The sequence below is a fragment of the Vibrio sp. Isolate34 genome (genome assembly GCF_022397915.1).
Classification (GTDB): Bacteria; Pseudomonadota; Gammaproteobacteria; order Enterobacterales; family Vibrionaceae; genus Vibrio.
In genome coordinates this window covers 1-23,812 of sequence record NZ_JAKEUO010000025.1, presented here as the reverse complement: position 1 = coordinate 23,812, position 23,812 = coordinate 1, and the positions used below count along the sequence as shown (strand labels likewise).

Annotated in this window: 15 protein-coding genes; 11 read left to right on the top strand and 4 right to left on the bottom strand. The window is 41.7% G+C overall.

The features are described from left to right. Positions 1-18: 18 nt before the first annotated feature. The gene (locus tag L1D22_RS19930; RefSeq protein ID WP_210467767.1) at positions 19-225 is read left to right on the top strand and encodes a helix-turn-helix transcriptional regulator; all 207 of its coding nucleotides are present in this window, start codon (positions 19-21) and stop codon (positions 223-225) included. Between the two features lie 397 nt (positions 226-622). Here L1D22_RS19930 and cas6f read toward each other — a convergent pair whose 3' ends face one another. From cas6f to L1D22_RS19910, 4 genes are read right to left on the bottom strand one after another with little or no spacing between them, the layout of a single operon-like run. Then, positions 623-1,222: a type I-F CRISPR-associated endoribonuclease Cas6/Csy4 gene (cas6f, locus tag L1D22_RS19925; protein WP_239830980.1), complete on the bottom strand. Its 600-nt coding sequence runs from the start codon at positions 1,220-1,222 to the stop codon at positions 623-625. 2 nt (positions 1,223-1,224) lie between these two features. Next, positions 1,225-2,277, bottom strand: a complete 1,053-nt coding sequence (csy3, locus tag L1D22_RS19920; RefSeq protein WP_239830979.1) for a type I-F CRISPR-associated protein Csy3 — start codon at positions 2,275-2,277, stop codon at positions 1,225-1,227. Next, a complete protein-coding gene (locus tag L1D22_RS19915) occupies positions 2,261-4,183 on the bottom strand; it encodes a type I-F CRISPR-associated protein Csy2 (RefSeq protein ID WP_239830978.1) in 1,923 nt (640 codons plus the stop codon). Before L1D22_RS19915 ends, csy3 begins: the two co-directional genes overlap by 17 nt. After that, entirely contained in the window at positions 4,184-5,368 is a 1,185-nt protein-coding gene (locus L1D22_RS19910; protein WP_239830977.1) for a TniQ family protein, read from the bottom strand. A 188-nt stretch (positions 5,369-5,556) separates the two neighbouring features. On the opposite strand from L1D22_RS19910, the gene L1D22_RS19905 reads away from it, so the two are divergent. From L1D22_RS19905 to L1D22_RS19860, 10 genes are all read left to right on the top strand, one after another. Beyond that, entirely contained in the window at positions 5,557-7,041 is a 1,485-nt protein-coding gene (locus L1D22_RS19905; RefSeq protein ID WP_239830976.1) for a sigma-54 dependent transcriptional regulator, read from the top strand. Between the two features lie 76 nt (positions 7,042-7,117). Beyond that, complete coding sequence (locus L1D22_RS19900) at positions 7,118-10,555, top strand: DEAD/DEAH box helicase family protein (RefSeq protein ID WP_239830975.1); 3,438 nt, start codon at positions 7,118-7,120, stop codon at positions 10,553-10,555. A 156-nt stretch (positions 10,556-10,711) separates the two neighbouring features. Beyond that, positions 10,712-12,307, top strand: a complete 1,596-nt coding sequence (locus L1D22_RS19895) for a class I SAM-dependent DNA methyltransferase (RefSeq protein ID WP_239830974.1) — start codon at positions 10,712-10,714, stop codon at positions 12,305-12,307. Next, positions 12,304-13,500: a restriction endonuclease subunit S gene (locus tag L1D22_RS19890; protein WP_239830973.1), complete on the top strand. Its 1,197-nt coding sequence runs from the start codon at positions 12,304-12,306 to the stop codon at positions 13,498-13,500. The genes L1D22_RS19895 and L1D22_RS19890 overlap by 4 nt, the downstream gene beginning before the upstream one ends. A 51-nt stretch (positions 13,501-13,551) precedes the next feature. After that, positions 13,552-15,018: an AAA family ATPase gene (locus L1D22_RS19885; RefSeq protein WP_239830972.1), complete on the top strand. Its 1,467-nt coding sequence runs from the start codon at positions 13,552-13,554 to the stop codon at positions 15,016-15,018. Further along, a complete protein-coding gene (locus tag L1D22_RS19880; RefSeq protein ID WP_239830971.1) occupies positions 15,018-15,908 on the top strand; it encodes a hypothetical protein in 891 nt (296 codons plus the stop codon). The genes L1D22_RS19885 and L1D22_RS19880 overlap by 1 nt, the downstream gene beginning before the upstream one ends. Before the next feature lie 200 nt (positions 15,909-16,108). Next, complete coding sequence (locus L1D22_RS19875; RefSeq protein ID WP_239830970.1) at positions 16,109-19,387, top strand: DEAD/DEAH box helicase family protein; 3,279 nt, start codon at positions 16,109-16,111, stop codon at positions 19,385-19,387. Between the two features lie 47 nt (positions 19,388-19,434). Further along, positions 19,435-20,946: an AAA family ATPase gene (locus L1D22_RS19870; protein WP_239830969.1), complete on the top strand. Its 1,512-nt coding sequence runs from the start codon at positions 19,435-19,437 to the stop codon at positions 20,944-20,946. After that, positions 20,939-22,486 (top strand): VWA domain-containing protein, encoded by a 1,548-nt coding sequence (locus L1D22_RS22420; protein ID WP_239830968.1) that lies wholly within the window; start codon positions 20,939-20,941, stop codon positions 22,484-22,486. Before L1D22_RS19870 ends, L1D22_RS22420 begins: the two co-directional genes overlap by 8 nt. A 161-nt stretch (positions 22,487-22,647) precedes the next feature. Beyond that, positions 22,648-23,184, top strand: coding sequence for a HEPN domain-containing protein (locus L1D22_RS19860; RefSeq protein ID WP_239830967.1), 537 nt, complete (start codon positions 22,648-22,650; stop codon positions 23,182-23,184). Positions 23,185-23,812: the final 628 nt, after the last annotated feature.

Here is a 23,812-nt window from a genome sequence, read left to right as displayed (position 1 = left end):
TTTTTAGAGTCGTTTTAAATGAAAGACTTAGCAAAACGGTTTGGTGCTAATTTACGTGGGATGCGTAGAGATAAATCTATTTCTCAAGACAAATTGGCTCTGTTAGCTGATATTGATCGAAGCTATGTTGGTAGAATCGAGAGAGGCGAAGTGAACATCACACTCGAAAAAGCCTATCAGCTGGCACAAGTGCTTGAGTGTGATGTGAGAGAGCTATTACCATAAAACCAGCGTCGCCCTAAAGTATCTACTTATTCAGCAGTAAACTGTTATTGAACGCGAATGAAAGTGGTCCGTTTGTTATCAACTACTTTACAGTAGTGTTGAGGATTATAGTCCTCATTAATTTCTAAAGCAAACCACAAGGTAGTGGTTTGAGATTTGAAGCAACAGCAATTGATATTGAATTGTCTCCTACCTATTCGGCAGTTCACTCCCTGCAGACTGCGACCGTCATATAGCAGATATTATCAGCTACCTATTCGGCAGTTCACTGTTACTAATTAAATAATAGTATATATTTATCAATCAGTTAATAGATTTAGTGTCAATTAACCCTATTTTTCTCACTGTGATAAAGTTTCTATAATTCAATGACTTAAAAGTGTCGATAAAAATAGGGTCAAATTAGGGGTACGGGTTGAGATGTGTTTTCAGTATTCGCAAGGCCATAGCTGCTAAATAGTGCATCGCCGTCTAAGCGAGCTTCTTTGAATATTCTTATATTGAGTCGAAAACTACCGCCACGACTTTTACTGTCTTCCTCAAGCGAGTGGTAGTGGTGGAGTGCAACAACCTCTTGTTGTTTGAATGAAGGTAAGTCAAACTCCTCACCTCTTTCCCCCGCACGTTTTTTTAATCTTTTCGCCTTTCTAGCTTGTCCTGCAGGTGTTGCTTTGTCTATCGACTGGCAACGCTTAAATGAAACATACTCGCAGCCGTCAGGGACAACCTTTGTATTTGATATATCAAAATAGTGCAGATCTTTCATTTGGGTGAAGTAGTGCTGTTTGAGTAGCAAATCGAGTTCGATTTTATTTGTGCTCACAAAAGAAATTTTATTTCCAATGGTATCGTCACTCCAAAGAGGAAATGAAACGCCAATATTTCTTGTTTCATACTCATAGTTAAAGCCATGAAGAATCCGAAGGCACTTAGCGGCTAATGATTCATTGTTACAACGCGCTGGCAGAAAAGTGACCGTTTTGTAGTACCACTTCATACTTAATCCCCCTTATGTTGGAACATTCCACCCTTGATGATGTTTGCGACCAAAAAATGCAGGTCGTTTATGGTCTCTTGATTTGGTTTATCTGAAGACGTGAGTGCTTCAATATAAGACTCTGTTTGCTTAAGGATAGAAAAGAAATCTTTTTGCGTAGAAGGGTGACGGTAGCAAGTGAGATCTTCTTTATGAACCCCAAACCGACCGACACGTAGTGCCTCAGTTGCATCGGGGTACCAGTCATCTATGGTCGCTATGGCGGCGCCGGTTTTATAAATACCCAATATTGGGCTCCGTTCACCGTCAACCGTTGTGCTTTGAAAAATTCGTCCCTTGCTTTGTTTCTTAGTGTTGTTACTTTCATTTTCGGTGAATGCTTGGCTCGGGAAAATCTGTTTATTGGTTGGTAGCCGCAAGGTGGCTTTCACTTCAAATATGGCCAAACCATTAGAGTGAGAAAAAGCATTTCTGGTCATTTGAGCAATAGCTTCCCAATCTTTATGGTTCTCAAAGTCATTTCTTTCTAGGTAGTTAGCCTTTATGTCTTGAAATTTGACAGCACCTCCCGCCCAGGGCCAAGGGGTTAACTCTATATCCCAGCAATAGGCTTTTTTAGTATTTTTCCACAGCCATGAGCCATTACATATATTGACTAGATATCGAGAAACCAATTCATTCCAACCAATATTTTCTTCATACGCTTTGATTAGTTGCATTAGTGTGTGTTTAACCGTAGACGAATTACACTTGTAAGGTTTGCGTAGCTCAGAAGAAAAAGAGACCGAAAAGTAGCATTCAATGTGGCTCGCACCGAAAGGGGCATGACAAAAATCGACTTGATGTGGGTTACCTTGAGCCAGTTTTTCAGCGGTTGCACTCTCTTTGCTCCGCCCCGACGGCTCATAAGCTAAGGCTGCGGTTTCCATTTGTCCTAGTACAGTACGAGAAGTGTAGGTTAAGGGGGTCTTTCGCCCATCTGGCCACACAACTAGAAAGCACACATCAGAAGGATCGATTGAACGTTCATAGGCTAGGTTAGTCGGTAGTTCCATGATAGGTACTCCTTGGCTGCACAGAAAGGTAGTTTTGATAGCACTTGTGATGCCACAAAATAGTATTTATGTCGGTGTTTTGATCAAAAGTGATTGGCTCAATCAGACCAATGATGCACTCAGAAAAAGCATGTTTATAACCTCGAAGAGAGTTAGGTTTGTCGGTCGGCTCTTCAAGAAAATGATACCCAACACAGCTTGGGGTTAATTTTCGGTTCTCTTTAACTTCCGATAAAATATCACTCATGTTTTCGATAGGTTCAGTATGCATCGATAGCCATTTGCCGGTTTTCTGAGGAAAGGATTGAATCGTCTTTTCTAACGTTGAAAATGACCGGATGTATTTGAAATCTGCAATGGCTATTTTAGCGGAACCTCTGGCAAACCGTTTCGGCAGAGCTCGAACAATAGTATTTTCATCAACGTTCAAGCTACGATTAAACTTAATCACCAAACTAAAGACCAAATCACACTGCCAGTCATCGTGTGTAGCGGGTGGCGATATGGTGTGGTTTGCTTTTTGTATATATTCTTTTGTTAAACCGCGTTTTTCAACGTGTAGTTGATGGACGCAGATGGCAAACGAATCAATTGCGAGCGTAGGAAAAGACTCATTTAAGTTACGTTCAAACGCGTGAGTAAACCCCAAGAAAGCAGTGAGTGATGGAAGACCTACCGTGATAGGTGAACTCAACGCGCTTGCTCCACAAACTCTTATATTTGGAATAGCGAAAAATGAATCCTTTTCTTCACTGCGGCAAATATTAGTTGAAACGGTTGTAGGTTCGGTTAGTTCACGCTTGATGAGCCCAAGCAGGAGTTTAGTAATGCTCGGCTCGTATGCGAAACACTTAGCTGATTTGAAGCGGGATAGATCATCGTTTAAATGTTGAACAAGAGTACTCACATCCATGGTGTTGTCTTGTGTTGCCAACCAAGCCTTAACCATCTCGTGTATCTCGTTTTTGACTGTTCTCCGGTAAGCGATTCGCTTGTTTTCTGGCATTAAATATCGAGTATGCCTTTGGTACTGTTTTAACGATTGAATATGACTTGAGGTTAACCAAAATTTTCCAATGTTTATCTGATAATGAGGTGCAAGGGAAAAGTTAGGGACAGCTTTCAACATCTTCAAAGCACCACCACATGTCATAGGTAATACTCCCATGTTAGTACTGCGGCTGTAACGGGTTAACGCTGTATAGCGATACTCATTTTCTAGCGCTTGATAACAGTGACTTTGCATCGATTGAGAAGCAACTGGCGAGAGGGAAATATAAGAACTGTCGTTATCAGGCAAAGATAGTTGAGTTAAGTAATTTGGAGCGAGACTGACGTTAATCGTTGTTTGAGAAATCTGAGCCAATTTTTTAGCGATAGCCTTACGTGTTTTCTGGTAGCAGCCAAGCGTATTGAGTTTTTGCCACAACGGGTGTTCCACATCTTTAAGCAAATCACCAAGGCATGAAATTACACCATTCCAACGAAATTCATTGGTTAATAAAGCGCTTTTGTTAACATCGCTGGAATCATGGCTGTACGCCCAGTTGTGTGGTTCTAACTTAGAAGATGAAAGTAAAAAATCGGGTAGCTGCCCCAAAGGAGTCGCGCGAATAACACCTTCAGAGCGTATGTCTGGAAATTTTAGGCTGTGGCTTTGCCTGTATTCAACCGTTTTTAGACAGCGAGCCCACCATTTTTCGTCTCTAAGCTTTTGCTTGCATTTAACCCTATCAAGTAGGTTTTTTTGAACGGCTGTTTTGTCGGTTAAGTTCACTAATACAGTGAGAGCATCAAGCTCCTTTCCATCGATATTGATATGTGGAGTAAGAGGGCGGAATGCTCGCTTTAATTCTACGTTCAAATCATCGGGTCTTGATTGTAGTAACTTTTTCAGACTCTCCATTTACCACCTCGACACATAGAAAGAGCGGTTAAATTCATCAGTTTGAAATTCGGCTAACCAAAGGCAGAAGATGTCGCCGAAATAAAATAAGTAGTCGTTAACCGCCAGAGGCATGTTTGGCTTAGTTTTACGATTTGGCTTTAAGATGCGCTGTTCTACCATTGAGGCTACCTCATCCATACTGCAATTGAGGAATACAGCAGCCTCTAAAGCGTTCATGCGTAGGTTAGCGATCAGACCGTTGCTATTCCATAAATGCGTCTCTATATGCCGTAGAAGCTCTCCTAAGACGATATTGTGCTGCAGGTTGCGCTCTGGTAATCGAATGGAACTAAAAAATATCCGCCCCATAAGATCTTTTACCCGCAATTCTTTTCTTCCAACAATTGCGTGATCTACGTTGAATTCGATTTCGCTATCAATCATAGAATGAAACGAGCTAGGCCAATTCGAGAAAAATTGGGTGAATAATAGATGGTCGAACTTATTGTCATTAAGATGGAGCCACCAATGAACCAACCCCCAACGGTAGCTTTTGGGGACGTTAGGTAGATTTTTAGACTCATTGCCGGCGAGCCAATTTGCAACAGTGAATATTGCCTCATGACTCACCTCTGAACTCTTTATGGCTATAGGTTCTTTGCAATTACTGCAATTTCCTTTCAACCCCGACTCTCGGTAGTCAAATTCAGACCCACAACTACAGGCAGTAATTAAAGGTGTATTATGAATGTGGCAGTGATCGTAACCCTCAAAATGCCAAAGGTAGGAGGCGTAGCCATTTTGTTGTAAACATAATGGGCAGTAGGGGATGGATTTAGTTCGAAGTAAACTACGAGGAAAAACTTCAGAACCTCGTATCACAGCACTGGTGGATGGAGAGTATTTTAAATTTGTTCTGTTAATTGCTAACCCAAGCAGCTCGGGCGGTTCATTAAACGTCAATTGAGCGAGCTTCAGGAGTGAAGCTATTCGGGCACTGGAACTGCTTTTGGCTGACGCAGGATTCATCTTGCAGATGTTAGTAGGGAAGGTCTGGAAACCTGAGAAGTCGATATCTTGAAGGTAACGTTTCGTGGCCATAAGAAAACGGTTCACATCTTCATAGCCATTTTTATTTGCAACTCGGATAAAGAAGCTCTCCAAGCTTTCGTTACTGTGTGGTTTGGGTCTTTGTAAAAGCATTAAGCTCCTCCTAATCCAAATATAGGAGTTACCAGCATGATTAACCGAGTTTTACTTCAGATTGAGACGCTATAGACAAGTTTCCATTTTGTGTAATCTGGATCTGTATTTCACTTAATTGAATATCAACTAAGCGACTATTGCTGTAAAGTATTTACCAATAAGTAAAGATAATTACGGAAGATAGAATGGCAACCTTGCTTAGTTGGCTTGGAAGAACAGACCTTGATCAGATGAAGCTAGATAAAACAGCTTCAATTGCGACTATTGCGTTAAAAGCACCAGCATTTGATGATGTCGTGATTCTGGCTAGTACATGGGAAGATGAATGGCATGATTACAAAGAGTGGCTTGAAAAAAAACTTGCTTGTGCCGGGCGTTCCAATACTTCAGTAAAGATTCAACGTATCAGGTTGTCATCTCCAATTGATTACACTGCAATTACCAAAGTCATGCACAAGCAACTGGCTTATGTCTCTGATCAGGCTGATGGTATTTTTCTAAACCTGACCTCTGGTACGCCTGCAATGACAGTCGTTTCTGTTCTACTTGGAAAGAGTATTGCGAAATGTCAGTTAGTTCAAACTACCCCTCAAGGTCAGTTAATCGAAGTTGATGTACCTGTAGACTTTTCTGCTGAGTATCAAAAATCTTCGTCAACAGCTATTGCTCAACTTGCTTCAAAAACACCGTCTCTCAATAGTGCTTTTGATTCGATTACGGCCAAATCTACTGTCATGCAGAACGTCATCAAGAAAGCGCAACGATTGGCTTATGCTGATCTACCGGCTTTGCTACTCGGAGAAAGTGGTACCGGTAAAGAAGTGATGGCAAAAGGTATTCATAAAGCCAGTCCTCGTGCTGATAAGCCATTTAAAGCTGTTAACTGTGGTGCTTTACCTGAAAATTTGGTTGATTCCATTTTGTTTGGTCATGTAAAAGGTGCGTTTACAGGGGCACACCAAGATCATGCAGGTCTATTTGAGCAAGCAAATGGTGGAACATTATTTCTTGATGAAGTTGGTGAACTCCCTTTAGCCGTTCAAGTTAAATTACTTAGGGCATTGCAGCAGCAGGAAATTACAAAGGTGGGGGACGTTGCCACGAAAAGTGTTGATGTGAGGATTATCGCTGCGACACACCGTGACCTTTTTAAAATGGTTTCTGACGAGTCTTTTCGTGAAGATCTTTTCTATCGGCTAGCCGTTGGAGTGATTGAGTTGCCTTCGTTAAGGGCGCGTTCAGAAGAGATCCCTTTCCTGATCGAAGAGTTGATGATCGAGATAAACCAGCAGATGAAGACTCATCCCTTATTTGAGAGTAAGAATATTTCCAAGTCTGCAATAGAATTTGCAGAAGCATACAGCTGGCCGGGTAATATTCGTGAGCTATGGAACACATTAAACCGAGCCGTATTATGGTCGGAAGGTAAAGAGATCACTAAACAAGATTTGGAGGTCGCGATAATAAGTCGTGACCTAACTTCGGCGAACAATGGTGAATTTAGGGTTCCTGGTGACCTTCAGCAACATATTGATAATATAAAGAAAAGTGCAATTGAATCTGCGATGGATTATGCTGCTGGAAACAAATCTAAAGCTGCAAAATCGTTGGGTTTAAATAATCATCAAACGCTGAATAACTGGCTGAAAACGCTTAATTTGGAATCATAAAAACAACCAAGTTTGAAATTGGCGTAAACGTTGCAAAGTATCACTCATCTTAGGAGACAGAAAGGTGAAGAAGTCTATGAATTTTGAACATTTGAGAGAACAGTGGCCAGAGTTAGCTGAGCTTGGTGCTTTTGCTGAAACGTATGCCGTTGTTGATCCGCAAAGTGCTCTCGTGAAGCTACGTTGTTATGTTGAAAAAATTGTTGGTTATCTATACCAAGAACTTCACCTACCTGTTGCTCCCAATGCTTCAATGCACGACAAACTTGTCAGTGGCGCTTTTACCTCGGTTGTTGATAAAACCATTGCTGATAAGTTTCACGCTGTTCGCAAGGGGGGCAACAAAGCTGCTCATGAAGGAAAAATCTCACAACATGATTCGATTTGGTTGTTGAAAGAGTCTTACTTTATTGGTTGCTGGCTCTATATGGCCTATGGCGACGGTGATCTAGAAGGTTGCCCTAAATTTACTGTTCCAGACAATGCACCAACGGGTGAAGAGTCTAAAGCTGAGTTCAAAAGAAAGAACAAACTGTTACAGCAGAAGCTTAACCAAAATGACGATCTTCTTAAGAAAGCGCTAAAAGAATTAGAAGAAGTAAAGCAAGCGCAGTTAGAAGCTCAGAAACAAGCCGCTCAGCTGAAGCAGCAAACTGACCACGTTAAAGCCGATAAAATTCGCACTAATACCCTGTCACTAAAAAGCAGCTTTGACTTTAATGAAGCCGAAACTCGTAAGCGTCTCATTGATGCTGAATTACGCAGTGAAGGTTGGGATGTCGCTCTTGATAATGAAAGCACGGAACAGGTGTCAAAAGAGTACGAAGTCGACGGCCAACCAACCACAACAGGCAAAGGTCGCTGCGATTATGTATTGTGGGATGATAATGGCAAACCATTAGCAGTTATTGAAGCTAAGCGTACTCGAAAAGATGCCAATGCAGGGCGTGAGCAAGCAAAATTATATGCAGACGCTCTAGAAGCAAGTACCGGCCAGCGCCCAGTCATTTTCTACACTAACGGCTACGAAATCTATATTTGGGATGATGCTCAGGGCTACGCACCTAGACTGATTTTTGGCTATTACTCAAAAGACAGCCTTCAATATCTGATTCTTCAACGAGAATTAAAGAAAGATCTAAACAGCACACCCATTGATACAAAAGTTGCGGGTCGTTTATATCAAATGGAAAGCATCAGCCGTATTTGTGAGCGCTTTTCAGACAAGCATCGAAAGGCCCTTATTGTACAGGCAACCGGGACGGGTAAAACGCGAGTCTCTATTGCTTTAGCCAAGCGCTTGTTAGATGCAGGTTGGGCGAAACGTATTCTGTTCTTATGTGACCGAAAAGAGCTACGTAAACAGGCTGGTAATGCGTTTAATGAGCACACTAAAGAGCCGCTTTTCATCAAAGGTAAAAGTAAGAAAGAACTAGCTTCAAAGGCGCGTATTGTTATCGCGACCTATCCGGGTATGATCCAAAATTATGAAGAGTATGATGTTGGCCACTTTGACCTGATCGTTGCTGATGAATCGCATCGTTCGATTTACAACAAGTACGGCGAGCTATTCAAATATTTCGATGCATTACAAGTGGGTTTAACCGCGACGCCTGTTGAGATGATTTCGCGCTCAACCAGTCAGTTGTTCGGCTGTGATTACAAAATGCCGACGGCGAACTACCCACTTGAGCAAGCGATTGAAGAGAAAAACTTAGTTCCATTTAAAGTCGTTACTCACACAACTCAATTCTTACGTGACGGCATTAAGGCAAGCGAACTGACGGATGAGCAGATTGCAGAACTAGAAGATCAAGGTATTGATCCAAACACTCTGGATTTCGATGCGAAGCAGGTTGATAAAGCCATATTCAATAAAGATACCAACCGAGCAATCATCCGCAACCTAATGGAAAAGGGTTTAAAAGATGTGGATGAGCAACTTCCTGGTAAATCGATTATCTTTGCTAGAAACATAGCTCACGCCGAACTGTTAGCTGAGTTGTTTAGTGAAATGTATCCAGATATGGGTGGAAATTTCTGCCGAGTTATTCACTCAAAATATGAGAGAGCAGAAGAGCTTATCGACAATTTCAAAAGTGTCGAAGGTAACGACGATGAAGTTACCATTGCCATCTCGGTTGATATGTTGGACACCGGTATAGATGTACCTGAATGTGTTAACTTGGTCTTTGCTAAGCCTATAAAATCAAAAGTAAAATTTTGGCAAATGGTGGGCCGTGGTACTCGTTTATGTGAAAACTTGTACGGACCAGGAGCAGATAAAAAGCACTTCCTGATCTTCGACCACTGGGGCAATTTTGAGCACTTCAAAATGAACCCAGACGAGGATGAAGGAACGCAAAGTAAATCTTTGGCGCAAAAAGTATTTGAAGCTAAATTAGTGCTTGCCGTCGAAGCGCTTAAAAAAGCAGAGATGGAAATCTTTGCCGACATTATACCGCAGGTTAAGGAAGACATTGACTCTCTAAATGATCAAACCATCGCGGTACGCGAGAAATGGAAACTAAAAGCACAGTTGAGTGAAGAAAAACGTTTAATGCAGATGGCGCCAGATACTAAAGCGTTACTCTTTGATGAAATGGCGCCTCTGATGCAGTGGAAGAAGACTACTGGTGAAAGTGAAGCGCTGCGTTTAGACCTGCAATTCTTACAATTGCAACTCACCAAACTGCAGCAGCCAAGTAAAGTTGAGTTAGAGGCACCGCCGATCTTAGATAAAGTCATCAGTTTGTCGATGCATCTAAATGAAGTGCGTAGTAAAGCGGCAACGATCAAGCAGATTCAACAACCCAACTATTTGAGTGATGCCGATTATTTTGCGGTAGAAGCGTGTCGCCATAATTTACGTACGGTTATCCATTTACGTGATAAAGGCGTAGCGCCTTCTGCACCGAAAACGCCCATTATTGACTTGCAAGAAGATCCAGGGCTGTATGAAACGCAAGAAATTAAAACCGACATCATCACTGTGGATTACGAGATCTACCGTCAAGAAGTTGAAAAAACACTTACGCCACTGTTTGAATCTAACACTGTTCTACAGAAAATACGTGGCGGGCAAGCGGTGACAGAAGCTGATTTATCAACACTGAATGCATTAGTGCATACACAAAACCCAAATGTGGATTTACATACACTCAAAGAGTTTTTCCCTGAATCAACCGCCGAATTAGACCAAATTTTACGAACGATTGTAGGGATGGATGAACAACAAATTGAGCATGAATTTACCGCATTCGTTCAACAAGTTCATACTCACTTGAACGCAAGACAGCAGCGTTTTATCGGTATGCTCAAGAATCACTTATGTCGTTATGGCAGCGTTGATATTGAAGCTCTCTATGACGCACCATTTAATCAAATTGACGATGCGGGATTAGACGGCGTGTTCCCAAACCCTGCACAAGCAGATGTAGTTGAACAATTTGTGCGTCGCTTTAGCGTGCATTTGGGTAATAAACACTCAAGCGTCGAGAAAGCAGTGAATTAGCCCTTTGGCTAAAACAGTAAGCTGATTACACTACACCCATTAAAACCAGCGGCTATTACCTTGAATTAAGGCTCTGAATACCCCGCTGGTTGCTCCCGAACTCGCTTTGCCGAAGAATTACGCAAGCAGTCAAGCAAAAAACTAAGAGAATAAATAATGATTACATCAGGTGCACTAAAAAGCCAAATCGATAAGCTATGGGAAGAGTTCTGGACCGGTGGTATCACCAACCCTTTAACCGTCGTTGAGCAAATCACTTACTTGATGTATGCCCGTATGTTAGACATGAATGAGCGCAACGATGAGAAGCGTAGCGCTCGTACTGGTAAGCCATTTAATCGTCGCTTTCCTGTTAGTGAAGATAAAGAGAAGGACAAGCAACATATCCGCTGGGAAAATTTCCGTCACTTAGGTGCGGAAAAGCTTTACCCATTGGTTAAAGACGAGCTATTTCCATTCTTTAAAGAGCTGACCAGCGATGACACCTTGTTTGCTGAGTTTATGAAAGACGCTCAGTTAATGATTCAAAAGCAATCCTTGCTAGTTAAAGCCGTTGAATTGGTCAGTGACCTTCCTTTAGAGAACAAAGACGTAAAAGGCGATTTGTACGAGTACCTGCTTTCAAAATTGACCACCGCAGGTATTAACGGTCAGTTCCGTACACCGCGCCATATCATTCGAGCAATGATCGAAATGCTCGATGTTGAAGAAACACATCGCATTTGTGACCCTGCTTGTGGCACTGGCGGCTTTCTTTCATCAACATACGAATACCTGTTAGAGAAATACTCTTCACCAGAAGGCACTGAGAAAGAGCAAGCATTTGATGAAGAAGGAAAGCCTGTTTTAGATGTATACGGCAACCCTGTGTTTAATCACTTATACGCTGGAGATTTGCTAGAAAACCGCGCCCATATCGATTACGACATGTTCCACGGTTTTGACTTTGACTCTACCATGTTGCGTGTTGCTGCAATGAACCTTGTGATGCACGGTGTAAAACAGCCGGATATTCACTACCAAGACACGTTGAGCCAAAGCTTCATTGAACGCTTCCCAGGTGAGGCGAAAAATGGCTTCGATATCATCCTAGCTAACCCGCCATTTAAAGGCAGCCTAGATGAAGAAGATGTCGATTCTGCGGTTCTAAAAGTCGTGAAAACTAAAAAGACCGAACTGCTGTTTGTTGCTCTGATCCAACGCATGCTTAAGACCGGTGGCCGTAGCGCAACAGTTGTGCCTGACGGCGTGCTATTTGGTAGCTCTAAAGCACACCAAGCACTGCGTAAACACCTAATTGAAGATAACCAGTTAGAAGCGGTTATTTCCCTACCAAGTGGCGTGTTTAAGCCATACGCTGGTGTGTCGACTGCAATTTTAATCTTCACCAAAGGTGGCAGCACAAACAAGGTTTGGTTCTACGACGTGCAAGCCGATGGCCGTTCGTTAGACGATAAGCGTACCCCAATCAAAGATAACGACTTGCCAGACTTGGTTAAGCAGTACAAAGCGTATCAAGCTGCGGTAATGGCAGGTGAGTCAACCGAACAATGGGCAGACAAAACTCAAAAAGCCTTCTTGGTTGATAAAGAGGATATTAAGTCGAACAAATATGACCTGTCGATCAACCGTTATAAAGAAGTGGTTTACGAGCAAGAAAGTTATGAAGAACCTAAAGTGATTCTGAGCAAACTCAAAGCCCTCGAGAATGACATTCTAGCTGACCTAAATGAGTTGGAGTCGATGCTATGAGTTGGCCCGTCGTAAGCTTTGGAGACGTAGCCCAGTTTATTAATGGTGATAGAGGGAAAAACTACCCATCAAAAGGCTCTTTTGTTGATGAGGGTGTCCCATTTATTAATGCTGGTAATCTAAGCCTTGTTCATACTATTTATGCAGATGCGCTCAATTACATAACTGAGGATAAGTTCAATTCATTGAACAGCGGGAAAATCGAAAAAGGGGATATCCTTTTTTGTTTGCGAGGCTCTCTAGGTAAGTTCGCATTGGTTGACTCAGATATGAAAGGGGCAATAGCTTCATCTCTTGTGATCATTCGCGTGAATGAGAAAATAAACATCGATTATTTGAAGCACTACTTAGGTAGCTTTCTTTGCGAAAGAGAGATTCAATTATATGAAAATGGCGCTGCTCAACCGAATCTATCAGCAACTGATTTGAAAACTTTTCAGATCCCACTCCCCCCACTAGAAGAACAAAAACGCATCTCCGCCATTTTGGATAAAGCCGATGCCATCCGCCAGAAACGCAAGCAAGCCATTGACCTTGCCGATGAGTTCTTACGCAGCGTGTTTTTGGATATGTTTGGTGATCCGGTAACGAATCCGAAGGGGTGGGGTGTTCGTAAGCTTCAAGATTTAACATCAAAACTTGGTAGTGGGTCAACTCCACGCGGAGGGAAGGAAGCTTATCTGAGCGCCGGGATTTCTCTCATAAGAAGCCTTAATGTGCATGATAATACCTTTATCTATAAAGATCTTGCATTTATATCAAACGAACAGGCTGAAAAGCTTAAAAATGTAGTCGTTCAAGAGCAAGATATTCTTTTGAATATTACAGGCGCATCCGTATGTCGTTGTACAATGGTTCCAAGCAACGTATTACCCGCTCGAGTAAACCAACACGTTTGTATAATACGTGTTGATAGGGCGTTACTTTTACCAGAATTTGCGAAGAGGCTAATAACCTCGACGAGTTTTAAGCAAATGTTGATGCGAATCGCTACATCTGGAGGTGCTACACGAGAGGCTTTAACAAAACAGCAGGTTGAAAATCTAACTTTAATAGTTCCTCCGATGGAGCTACAAAAGAAATTTTGCGATATTGTTGATAAAGTCTTAGATATAGATACTAAAACTAATAAACAAGTCGCTTTTCCTTTGTTCGATAGCCTTTCCCAAAAAGCTTTCTCAGGCCAACTATAAACTTAAGAGGTATCTTCGGATACCTCTTTTTTGATCAAAGGTTAGGTAAAAATGAAAATAACATCATTTACCGTTGGTGGTTTCAAGGGTATTAAGAATAGAGCCACGATTCCACTGGCACCCATTACATTGTTCTTTGGCGCCAACAGTACTGGTAAAAGCACGGTTTTACATGCATTACTGTATCTGTATGAAGTGGTCGCTAAACGCAATTTTGATGCGCAATACAGCTCGATCGCTGGGGAGTCGCTTTACTTTGGCGGTTTTAACAATATTGTACATGGTAAGGATTTAAATGGCGTTATCACCCTAGGCGCAACACTGGACTTTAGAGATGGTGCAACGGATATTTGGGATGATTATTTATCAGAGTCCGAACGTTGGTTACTAGAGAATACATTATTCTTTACGCCTGATTCAGAAGCTGACGTTTTATCTTTCGAGTTAGATATTAAGTGGGACCATACTAAAAATCGTGCGTACATCAGTCGATATGTATGTAAAAGCCACGGCATTGAGTTTTTCAAAACAACAGCTCAAGCAGGTCGACCAGATTGCCAAATTATTCACTATCACCCACTGCCACATTGGGAAGTAGATGAATCATTTAAAATCGAAAACCTCTTTGATTCAGGCCAGTGGGAAGACGTCTCAATAAACGGCCAAGATGCTTTGCCAAATATCTACAAAAGGCTCGACCTATCCAATGCCCCCTTCGATTGGTCTGATGTTTTCGAAAGCCATCCACTGGCAGCCCAGTTGTTTGCAGAAGCCTCACTGTCTCAAGCTGCGTTTGCACCAATAAAGCTATTAGTAAAAAAACTTGAAGACTTTATCCATATAGGACCATTACGTATTGTACCAACACGTGCGACTGTCTTGAACAAAAACACGAACTCACAGCGTTGGTATGATGGTACTGCTGGTTGGGAAAAATTTGCATTCTCAAGAGATAAAGTCAAAGTTCAAACTAGTAAGAAATTTGAAAGTAGTCATTTCTTTGGTACTAATTACCGTTTTGAAGCACAAGATTATGGTGACGTAAATTTAAGTGAGAAAAAAGTTATTCTAAGGGATTTATACACCGATATTACGTTATTGCCATCAAGCGTAGGTGTTGGCGTTTCTCAAGTATTCCCATTCGTTGTTGCCACATCACTTGAACAAGACCTTATCGTTTCGTGTGAGCAACCTGAGCTGCATATTCACCCCAAGTGGCAGTTAGCCATAGGGGATATGATGCTCGAGGCAACTAAGAAAAACCCTGACCGTATGTTCTTGGTTGAGACCCACAGCGAACATTTGTTATTGAGGCTGTTGAAACGTCGCCGCCAAACCGCAGATGAAGAGATCGAATACGAACCATTTGGTTGTAAGAAAAGTGATGTACAGATAGTTTTCTGTGAGCAATTCGAGGGTAAAACTCGTTTAATTCCAATCAAAACAACTGACGAGGGTGAGTTTGATGCACCTTGGCCAAATGGCTTCTTTGAAGAAAGAAGGGAGGAGCTGTTCTGATGTTGCATTTGGAGTTTGCGGTAGCGCCTACAGAAGTCAACTCCTTAGCTGATTTGGCATTGCTGGATGCAAGGCTTGGATTTGATCGCGGCGCAGTATTATCTGGTTTTCCTAAGGCTTGGTTTAGGGAAGTTTCAGACCAATTGAGAAGAACGCATCAAGGCGATACTTTAGATCGTGCTACAGAAAGACTTCGAGCGTTCAAGGATAATAAAACGGTAGCTTTTAATCGAGCATTCGAAGGGGCAGGCTGGATTAATGCAGCAACTATGAGCCATGGGAACGAGCCATTTCATCGAGTGGTTGAGGAGTCACTCAATTCTATACCTGTGTTCGTAAGTTCTTTTGTTGATCTGGCTGATGATGATTTTTCCTATACTTCGCAATTTCCTCGAACTGCGGTGTCTCTTGCTAAAGCAGCAAAAGCACTTTTACTTGGTGCAGAAAAGGTAACTATTTACGACCCGTATATCTGTTTCACCAGACCTGGTTATCGAAAAACACTACTTGAAATAATGAAGCTATGTAAAAAAACTTCAGTAGATTTCCATATATTTTCTGAAGAAGATGGAAAACCACCATGGCCGGTTACGCGACAAGCTCTAGAAAGCTTCAAAGGAACAATGCCAGACAATATTAATTTATATTGGTATTGTGCTGATGATGAAGGATCTAGATTTTTGCATGCGAGGGGGCTTTTTACCAGTAAAGGAGGGTTGGTCTACGATGGTGGTTTTGAGGAGCCGAGAGATAGAGATCAACGTCAAGAACTCATGGATATACTTCCGATGCCTAAAGGCTTACTACAAGCGAAATCTATGTCTTACAATACTTCTTGTCAATATGAAGACTTTAAGCTAGTGAGAGATGTTTGGTCTTCCCACCCTTAATGAACAATTGGAGCCTGCTACTTGATGCGATACATGTGGCAGGATTATTTGGCTGTTAATTTGTTTACATATGGTAAATATTATTACCATATAAAACTGTGATAGTTTGCAAAGATTCAATTAAATCATAATGTTAGCGTTTGGCATGCTTGTTGATTGCATTGTTGTATCAACATTTACGAATCGAGGTGCCATCGAATATGACAGACGCTAATTCTACTACTTTAACAATTCCATCATTTTCTTTCCCGGATATCCAAGTATCTGGAAATAGAGTCGAGAGGTTCGGACGTCGCTCGTTTGAGCTCACTGTATCGATAGCTACTACAGATAACGCTGATATCGTTATCTGTAAGTCGCCAATTGGAGGTGATTACGCTAAGTTTTATATTGTTAAAAGTAAGCGTGTTTGTGTTTCGCACCTTGAAGGTTACCCAGTTTTATACACACTAAAACCTGCAAGTTTTAAGGTGCTAGCTGTCGAATCCGAACTTCGATGGCTAAACCACCCGTTGACGAAATTGAACGATTTGAAACCCTCGCAAATTTCCAAGTCTTGGCAGAATCAGTTCATATTTAAGGCCGAGGACACAGAGTCGGGTAGCTTGGGATTGCGTACGCCTCAAGTCGGTGCTCTTCACGCAATCTCGGCTGAGTTTTCAAGATCAGCGAATATAGAGCCTAGTACAGTCGTTCTACCGACTGGAACAGGCAAAACAGAGACTATGTTGGCGACAACGATCTACCACCGCTGCGACAAAGTCCTGGTGTTGGTTCCTTCAAATTCGTTACGAGATCAAATTGGCGATAAGTTCAAAATTCTTGGTTGCTTGGCAGAGTTGGGTGTTGTACCCGAGGAAATACTCCATCCTGCTGTCGTGAAGATCAAAAAGGGCATTAAGACTGTAGAAGAGGCGCAGAAGCTGCTCGACAGTGCTAATGTGCTAGTTGCAACACCTCAAATATTGAAATCACGCTTTGCCAATTCAGGTGTACTTGAAACAATCTGCAACGCTTGTAGTCATCTTTTTGTTGACGAAGCTCATCATATTTCAGCTAATACGTGGAATGGAATAAAAGAGCAATTTGTTGGAAAAAGAGTTGTTCAGTTTACCGCTACGCCTTTCCGTAATGATACTCAAAGTTTGGGTGCCAAAATCATCTACAACTACACCATGGGTGAAGCTCAAAAAGCAGGCTATTTTACTAACGTACAGCTCGAACCAGTAGAAGAATACTTTCAAGACTCCATGGATCTCGCTATCGCAGATAAAGCAATCAAGTTGCTACAGCATGATATGGATTCAGGGCTTGATCACTTAATGATGGCTAGGGTGAAAACTAAAGAAAGAGCGAAAGAAGTCTTTAATCTATATCAGAAATTGGCGCCAGAGCTTAAACCTGTATTGGTTCATTCTGACCTTTCTAAAACGGAACAAAATAAGCGCCTTGCCTATCTGCGAGCACGAGAAGCCAAAGTGGTAGTATGTGTCGATATGCTAGGTGAAGGGTACGATTTACCAAACCTAAAAATTGCGGCTATTCATGACCATCATAAAAGTTTGGCGATAACGTTACAGTTTATTGGGCGGTTTACCCGTGTCTCTCACAAAGAAACACTTGGTTCTGCAAGTGTGGTTGTAAATATAGCAGATCCTGGCGTTGAAGGTGCGTTGCAGAAATTGTACGCACTTGGTGCTGATTGGGATGAAGTGTTAAGACGCTTGTCAGAGAATCAAATAGAACGAGAGGTGCGATTACAGGAGGTTGTTGACTCTCTTAGAGGACAAGGTGACTTGCACGAACAGCTTTCGCTCTGGAACTTGCGACCATCTTGCTCAGCTATGTTATTTAAGACAGATTGTGAAAGTTGGAATCCTGAAAAGTTCACGGATATCAAATTCAGTCATGATGAAATGTGGCATTCAATTTCAAGCGAGGAAAATATTTTGGTGTTGTTGGCTGTAGCCAGCACGTCTGTGAAATGGGGTCACTTTAAAGATGTTAAAGACATCAACTACAAAATACTGATAGCTCATTGGGATAATGAACGTAACGCTTTACTCATTTATTCAAATGATTATAAGGGGTTTAAAGTAGAAATACTGGCTGAAAAATTATGTGGTGAGTCCACTTATGTTATGTCAGGAAAACAGATTTTTAATGTTCTCAATAACATCGAATATCCACTGGTGAATAATCTTGGTTCTGCACAAAACGGAGCGATTAGCTTTACGCAATTCTTTGGACCAAACGTTACCGAGGGGCTAAGCGCAGTTGAAAAATCTGCGTCAACTCTTAGCAATATTGCGGCCATGGGGTATGAGGATGGCAACAAAGTATTGTGGGGCTGTTCGGAGCGTAAAGGTAAAGTTTGGTCTCCCAAAGCGGGTTCAATCGCCGACTGGTTACTCTGGGCAAAAGCAGCGTGGGATAAAGTAGTAGAGGGTGGTAATGATGATACAAACATTACACGTGACTTCTTGAGACCTCAGAAAATAGACAACCCTCATCTTTATATGCCGATATCAATACAGTGGGGTGAGCAACTTCAAGTCCGTAATGAAGAGGGCGTCAAAATATACTTTGGTTCATCTTCATTCTACTTGTATGAAGTCGACTTAAAAGTGACATGGGATGAACAAACCAAAGAACCCATTCTGGTTTTTGAGTCCTCTCAAACCGCATCGAAATACAAATTGCTGATCGATCAAGAGCTGTCGAAAGGTTATGACTATCAATTGTTAGAAGGTGAGCCGATCTCTATTCAAGTAGGAAACTCTGAACCTAGAACGCTCATAGAAGAGATGTACCACGATCCGATATTCGTCTATTACGCTGATGGTTCATTTTCTTATAACTGCTATTGGGTTGAGGTGAGGGACAATATAGGTAGTTACTCTCCTGACGCATTGAATCCTGTCGGATGGACCGTGGACATAACGAAAGAGTCAATGGGTGCGAACTTAAATACTAATACGGTGCAGCACCAAACTTGGCAGCTTATCGACTCAGAGTACGACATCGTAATCAATGATGATGACCATGGAGAAGCTGCTGATTTAGTGGCAATTAAATCTCTGCCGGACAAGATAATTCTAAGCCTGTACCACTGTAAATACTCTCATGGTAATGAACCTGGAAGACGACTAAGTGATCTTTATGAAGTCTGCGGGCAGGCTCAACGTTCTGTACGTTGGAAGCATGTTGGTCTTCCTTATTTATGCAAACATATTCAAAAGCGTGAGGGAGCTTGGAAAGGGCGAGGTCAAAGCCGTTTTTTGAAAGGGAATATAGCTCAGTTGGAAAGCATCAAAAATCGCTCACGTACCACTCCTATCGAGTTTCAAGTCGCAGTGGTGCAACCGGGAGTGAGCAAAGAGAAAATTACAGAAGAAATGCTCAAATTACTTGGAACAACAGAACTTTTCATAAAGAAAACAACATTAGCTGAGTTACGCGTGTGGTGCTCGGACTAAATCCGTTACCAAATGTACGCTAACGACATAAAGAGAAGGAATTTATTTTGACAACGACAGTATGTACAACAACGATGAACAGAAAAGACAAGCTACAAACACTAATGGCCCAGATGAGTAATGGATTATTGGAAAGAGAGCAGCAAGTCCGACTTATGATGCTAGCTGCACTTTCAGGTGAGCATGTCTTACTAGTTGGGCCTCCAGGAACGGCTAAAAGTGAACTGGCAAAGCGGCTGAAAAGTGTCTTTGTTGAGGCTAATTATTTTGAACGACTAGTTACGCGTTTTTCTGTTCCAGAAGAGCTGTTTGGACCGCTTTCGATCAAAGCGTTGGAAGAGGATCGTTACAATAGGCTTACTAGTGGATACCTGCCTGAAGCATCCGTGGCGTTTATCGATGAAATCTTTAAAGCAAACAGTGCAATCTTAAACAGTCTTCTAACTTTGCTGAACGAACGCCAGTTTGATAACGGGAATCGAAGAGTCAATGTTCCTTTAATCTCTGTTGTAGCAGCAAGTAACGAGTTACCGGAAGGCGAGGAGCTCAGCGCTTTATACGATAGATTCATTCTGCGTTCTTATGTGTCGCCTGTGTCTACGGAGTCTTTTGATGCATTACTTTGTGGGGCATTAGAGGGGTTCGACCCAGAACTCAATGTACGTTTGAAGGTTGAAGATCTAAATGAGGTACAGCGCCTAGCTGAGAAAGTTGAGTTGACTTTAGCAACGAAAGAAGCGTGTAAAGAGTTTCGTAATTACTTAGCGTCACAAGAGATTTACGTATCTGATCGACGTTGGCGTAAGCTGGTCAAATTGATGAAAGTGTCAGCTTTCACTTCAGGCTTTAATGAAACCAGTATTTACGACACATGGATTCTTCCACATTGTTTATGGGAACAACCAGAGCAACTTGAGGGCCTTCAAGAACTCTACAAGCGCTTGGTGACCGTCGATGGAAAAACACCTCCATCTCGACTATTACAATTTTTGAGTGTATGGGAAAGTAGGTTAGCAGAAGAAAGCAGTCCGCATAAAAAAGATGCTCAAGGAAAACTACTCTATATCGATTGTGATGGTAATGAAACGACTAAAAAGTCTAGTGAACGTCAAGCGAAGGATAGAAATGGCAATTTACTTTATAAGGACTATGACGGAAATAAGACGACGAATAGACATTACAGGAGTGAACCATGGATGGAAAAAGTAGAGAACGATCCATTGATCGGTATTGTGAGGTTTTCCAAGGCTCATATCGACAGCCGAATATCAAGCGTCCAAGAAATAGTAAGTAACATCGATCAATACATTGGTACTGTGAAGCAAGAATTGCACATTGTTGAACAATACTTCAATAACCACCTTTGGTTAGATTGCAATTTGTCACCAGAAATTGTCGACTCACTCAATGAGTCACTAAAACAAGCTGAAAAGCTACTAAATAGAGCTAATAAACTTGTTGATGGGTTTGGTCGTTTGCCGTTAGAGAAAGACCCAACTATAGAGATTGCAGAGCTAGTTTCTTCTGATGATCCAGTGGAAGGAGAGCTGTGTGATTAGAGAAAAGTATCTGATTAGCTCTCCGTTATTGAACTTGGATAGCCCTTTAACATGCCTCGATAATGTGCCGGAGAAATTTTTTCCGGCTGTTATTACAAATACTAATGGTGAGTTAGTAGAGCGGTGCGAGTCATTAGTTAACTCCAGAAATGAACTTCTTGTAGGGGCGAATCCGACGAGTTTAATGCCATTAGCCCCCCAGTCTCTGACTGATGCGATTTGTAAAGTGCTAGAAGACACTGGATTAAATCGTTACTGCGCTAAGAGTGAAGAGGTCACAGATGCTCTGCTATCTGACATTTTAATTACGATAGATAAACTTCAATCTAAAGCATCGCCGTTAGTTACTGGTCTGATTAAGCAGATGGAAGAAGAAGCGTTAAGTCAAATTAAGCAAGCTTTAGAGAAAAGAAAGAACAAACGTAAACAAACTAAATCTATCTCTCTCACTAATGCTCAGCAAACAAGAATTGCTTCCTCTGCTTCAGAGGAAGTTTGGCAGCAATTACTCTCTGAACAGAATGGTGTTGGTATCTTGCCTAGTGTATGGCAAGAGAGGCTAGCAGTATGGGCCCAATTAGAAGAGGTATTTACTGAACTTGGGCTGATTACTGGTTTAGGCTTTGACTTATCAAAAGGCGTTTTCCAAAGCCATGGTTGGCTCGACATTGCTCGGTTAAACAAGCTTGTAAAAAAACTTCCTAAGTTACAAAGTTTGATTCGAGACTTAGGGCGTGACGAGCAAGCAGATGGCTCAGTACTTGAAGAAATCATAATCAAAATGAGTGTTGCTACTAGACATGAGAAGTATGTAGCAACACCTCTTGTTCCAATGGAGACTAAAGGCATTACTCGGTCAGATTCGATCTCTAGAATGTTACCCCAAGAAACCTCACTGTTAACCAATCCTGTGCTTAAAAAACTGTGGCATGCTAAGCGAGCAGAGCATTCTTTACTTTCTTACTCAGTGGAAGGGACCGAGGTCCTGGAAACAGTAGAGCAACTAGAGCAAGAATCCGTTAGTGAAAAGCAGGGCAATAAAAGCAATAAGAACCGAGGTCCGATGGTGATTTGTTTGGACACTTCAGGCTCAATGAAGGGATTACCAGAAAACATTGCCAAAGCGACCGTTTTGGAATGCTTGAAAGTGGCCTACAAAGAGCAACGGCGTTGCTACGTTTATCTCTTTGGAAGTAAGAAGGAGGTTAGTGAGCTTGATTTGACGTTAGATGCTTCGGGGTTTAATGACCTACTTAACTTCCTCACGATGTCTTTTGGAGGTGGTACAGATGCTGAAGGGCCACTTAACAAAGCGCTGGAAAAGTGTGATTCAGAAGAATGGCATAAAGCCGATGTTTTGTTAGTGAGTGATGGTGAGTTCCCAGTGACTTCGGGGTTAAGTCGGAAAATTAGCAACCGAAGAGAGAAGCAGGGGCTACAGGTACACGGTATACAAATCGGTAATTATCACTACACATCAATGAGCAAAATTTGTGACCCTATTCATTACTTTTCGGAGTGGGTTGATTTAAAGCGTTAGCCGCTCGTTGGTGATGCCAATCTGCTTTCAGCGCGATTAGCAACCAAAAGTCATTAGCTTATTGAAGTAACTCAACTTTATTGAACCTAGTTGTCATTGATTTAGTCCTAGATATGGTAAATTCCACTTTATGCATATAGTCATGATAACTAGGAAAAAGGATGTCACAAGCGAAAGCCAATTTTGAGTACGCGATCTCAGACGCTGAGCAATTATTAGAGTGTTACGATCAGTTAAACGGATGTCACTCCAACTCTCAGCCTCCAGAAGTACTTAAGAGAGCAACTCTGATAATGACTCTTACTGCTTGGGAAACCTATGTAGAAGACATAGCAAAAGAGCTTGTTGATGCGAAATATGGTGTCGTTATAGGCTCACAACTTGGAAGAATTGTTGAGAACCGACTGGATGAGCATCTTAAGTACTTTAACAATCCTGGGTCAAAGAAGACCAAAGCACTTTTTGCTGAGTTCTTCGGTATTGATGTGACCGAAGCTTGGGTCTGGAATAATTTTCAAACCGCTGATGAAGCTAGAACACAACTCAATAAATGGTTAAAAAAACGAGGTGAGGCTGTTCATCGCGCTCAAACCGATAGAACCGAAGCTCATATCGTCAAGCGCGATGAACTGGACAAGTGCATCCGATTCTTTAGAGAGTTGGTGAACGTGACTGATACAAGGTTATCTGGACTGTAATGATTAGATGTTTTCTAAGCTTGAGATGGTTCTTTTGATGAATCTTACTAGCTAACTGAAAGTAACTTTCTTACCGCTGTAGTTTCGCTGAAATCCTCGTTCCACAAAAATATCAACTTATGGTTGCTTTATGCGATATCAAGATATGGTTGTTTTTCGATTAAGTCTATGACTTTAATGGATTCATTGTTATCAATTTATGGTTGTTTCAACAAATAGTTTGAAAATCAAGAGCCGCTTTTTAGCGGCTCTTTTTTTGTCTGGGACTCATAAAGAAATTTTTGATGGGCAGCTAACCACCCGATCAACCCCCTAATAAAGGTGGGTAAAATAAGGTGTATGAGTTGTTTCAATGTTAGACATTCAGCTAACACAGTATTGCCCGTGCGACCTGAAGTCGTATGAAGCGTTGTTCACCGCTTTATGAGTGGACCATCTGTATCACCAGATGAACCTATGGGCCTGAATAAAGTAGCGGCTCAGACAATGTAACGAAGAGCAATCTAAATTGCTCGGGATTCGAATCGTGAGAGGACGATCCTCCTGATAACCACACAAATCGGGTGAGTGCTAGGTAGTCAGTATGATGAACGTAAGTGAATCCATCTAAGGTGCGTTATATGACGAA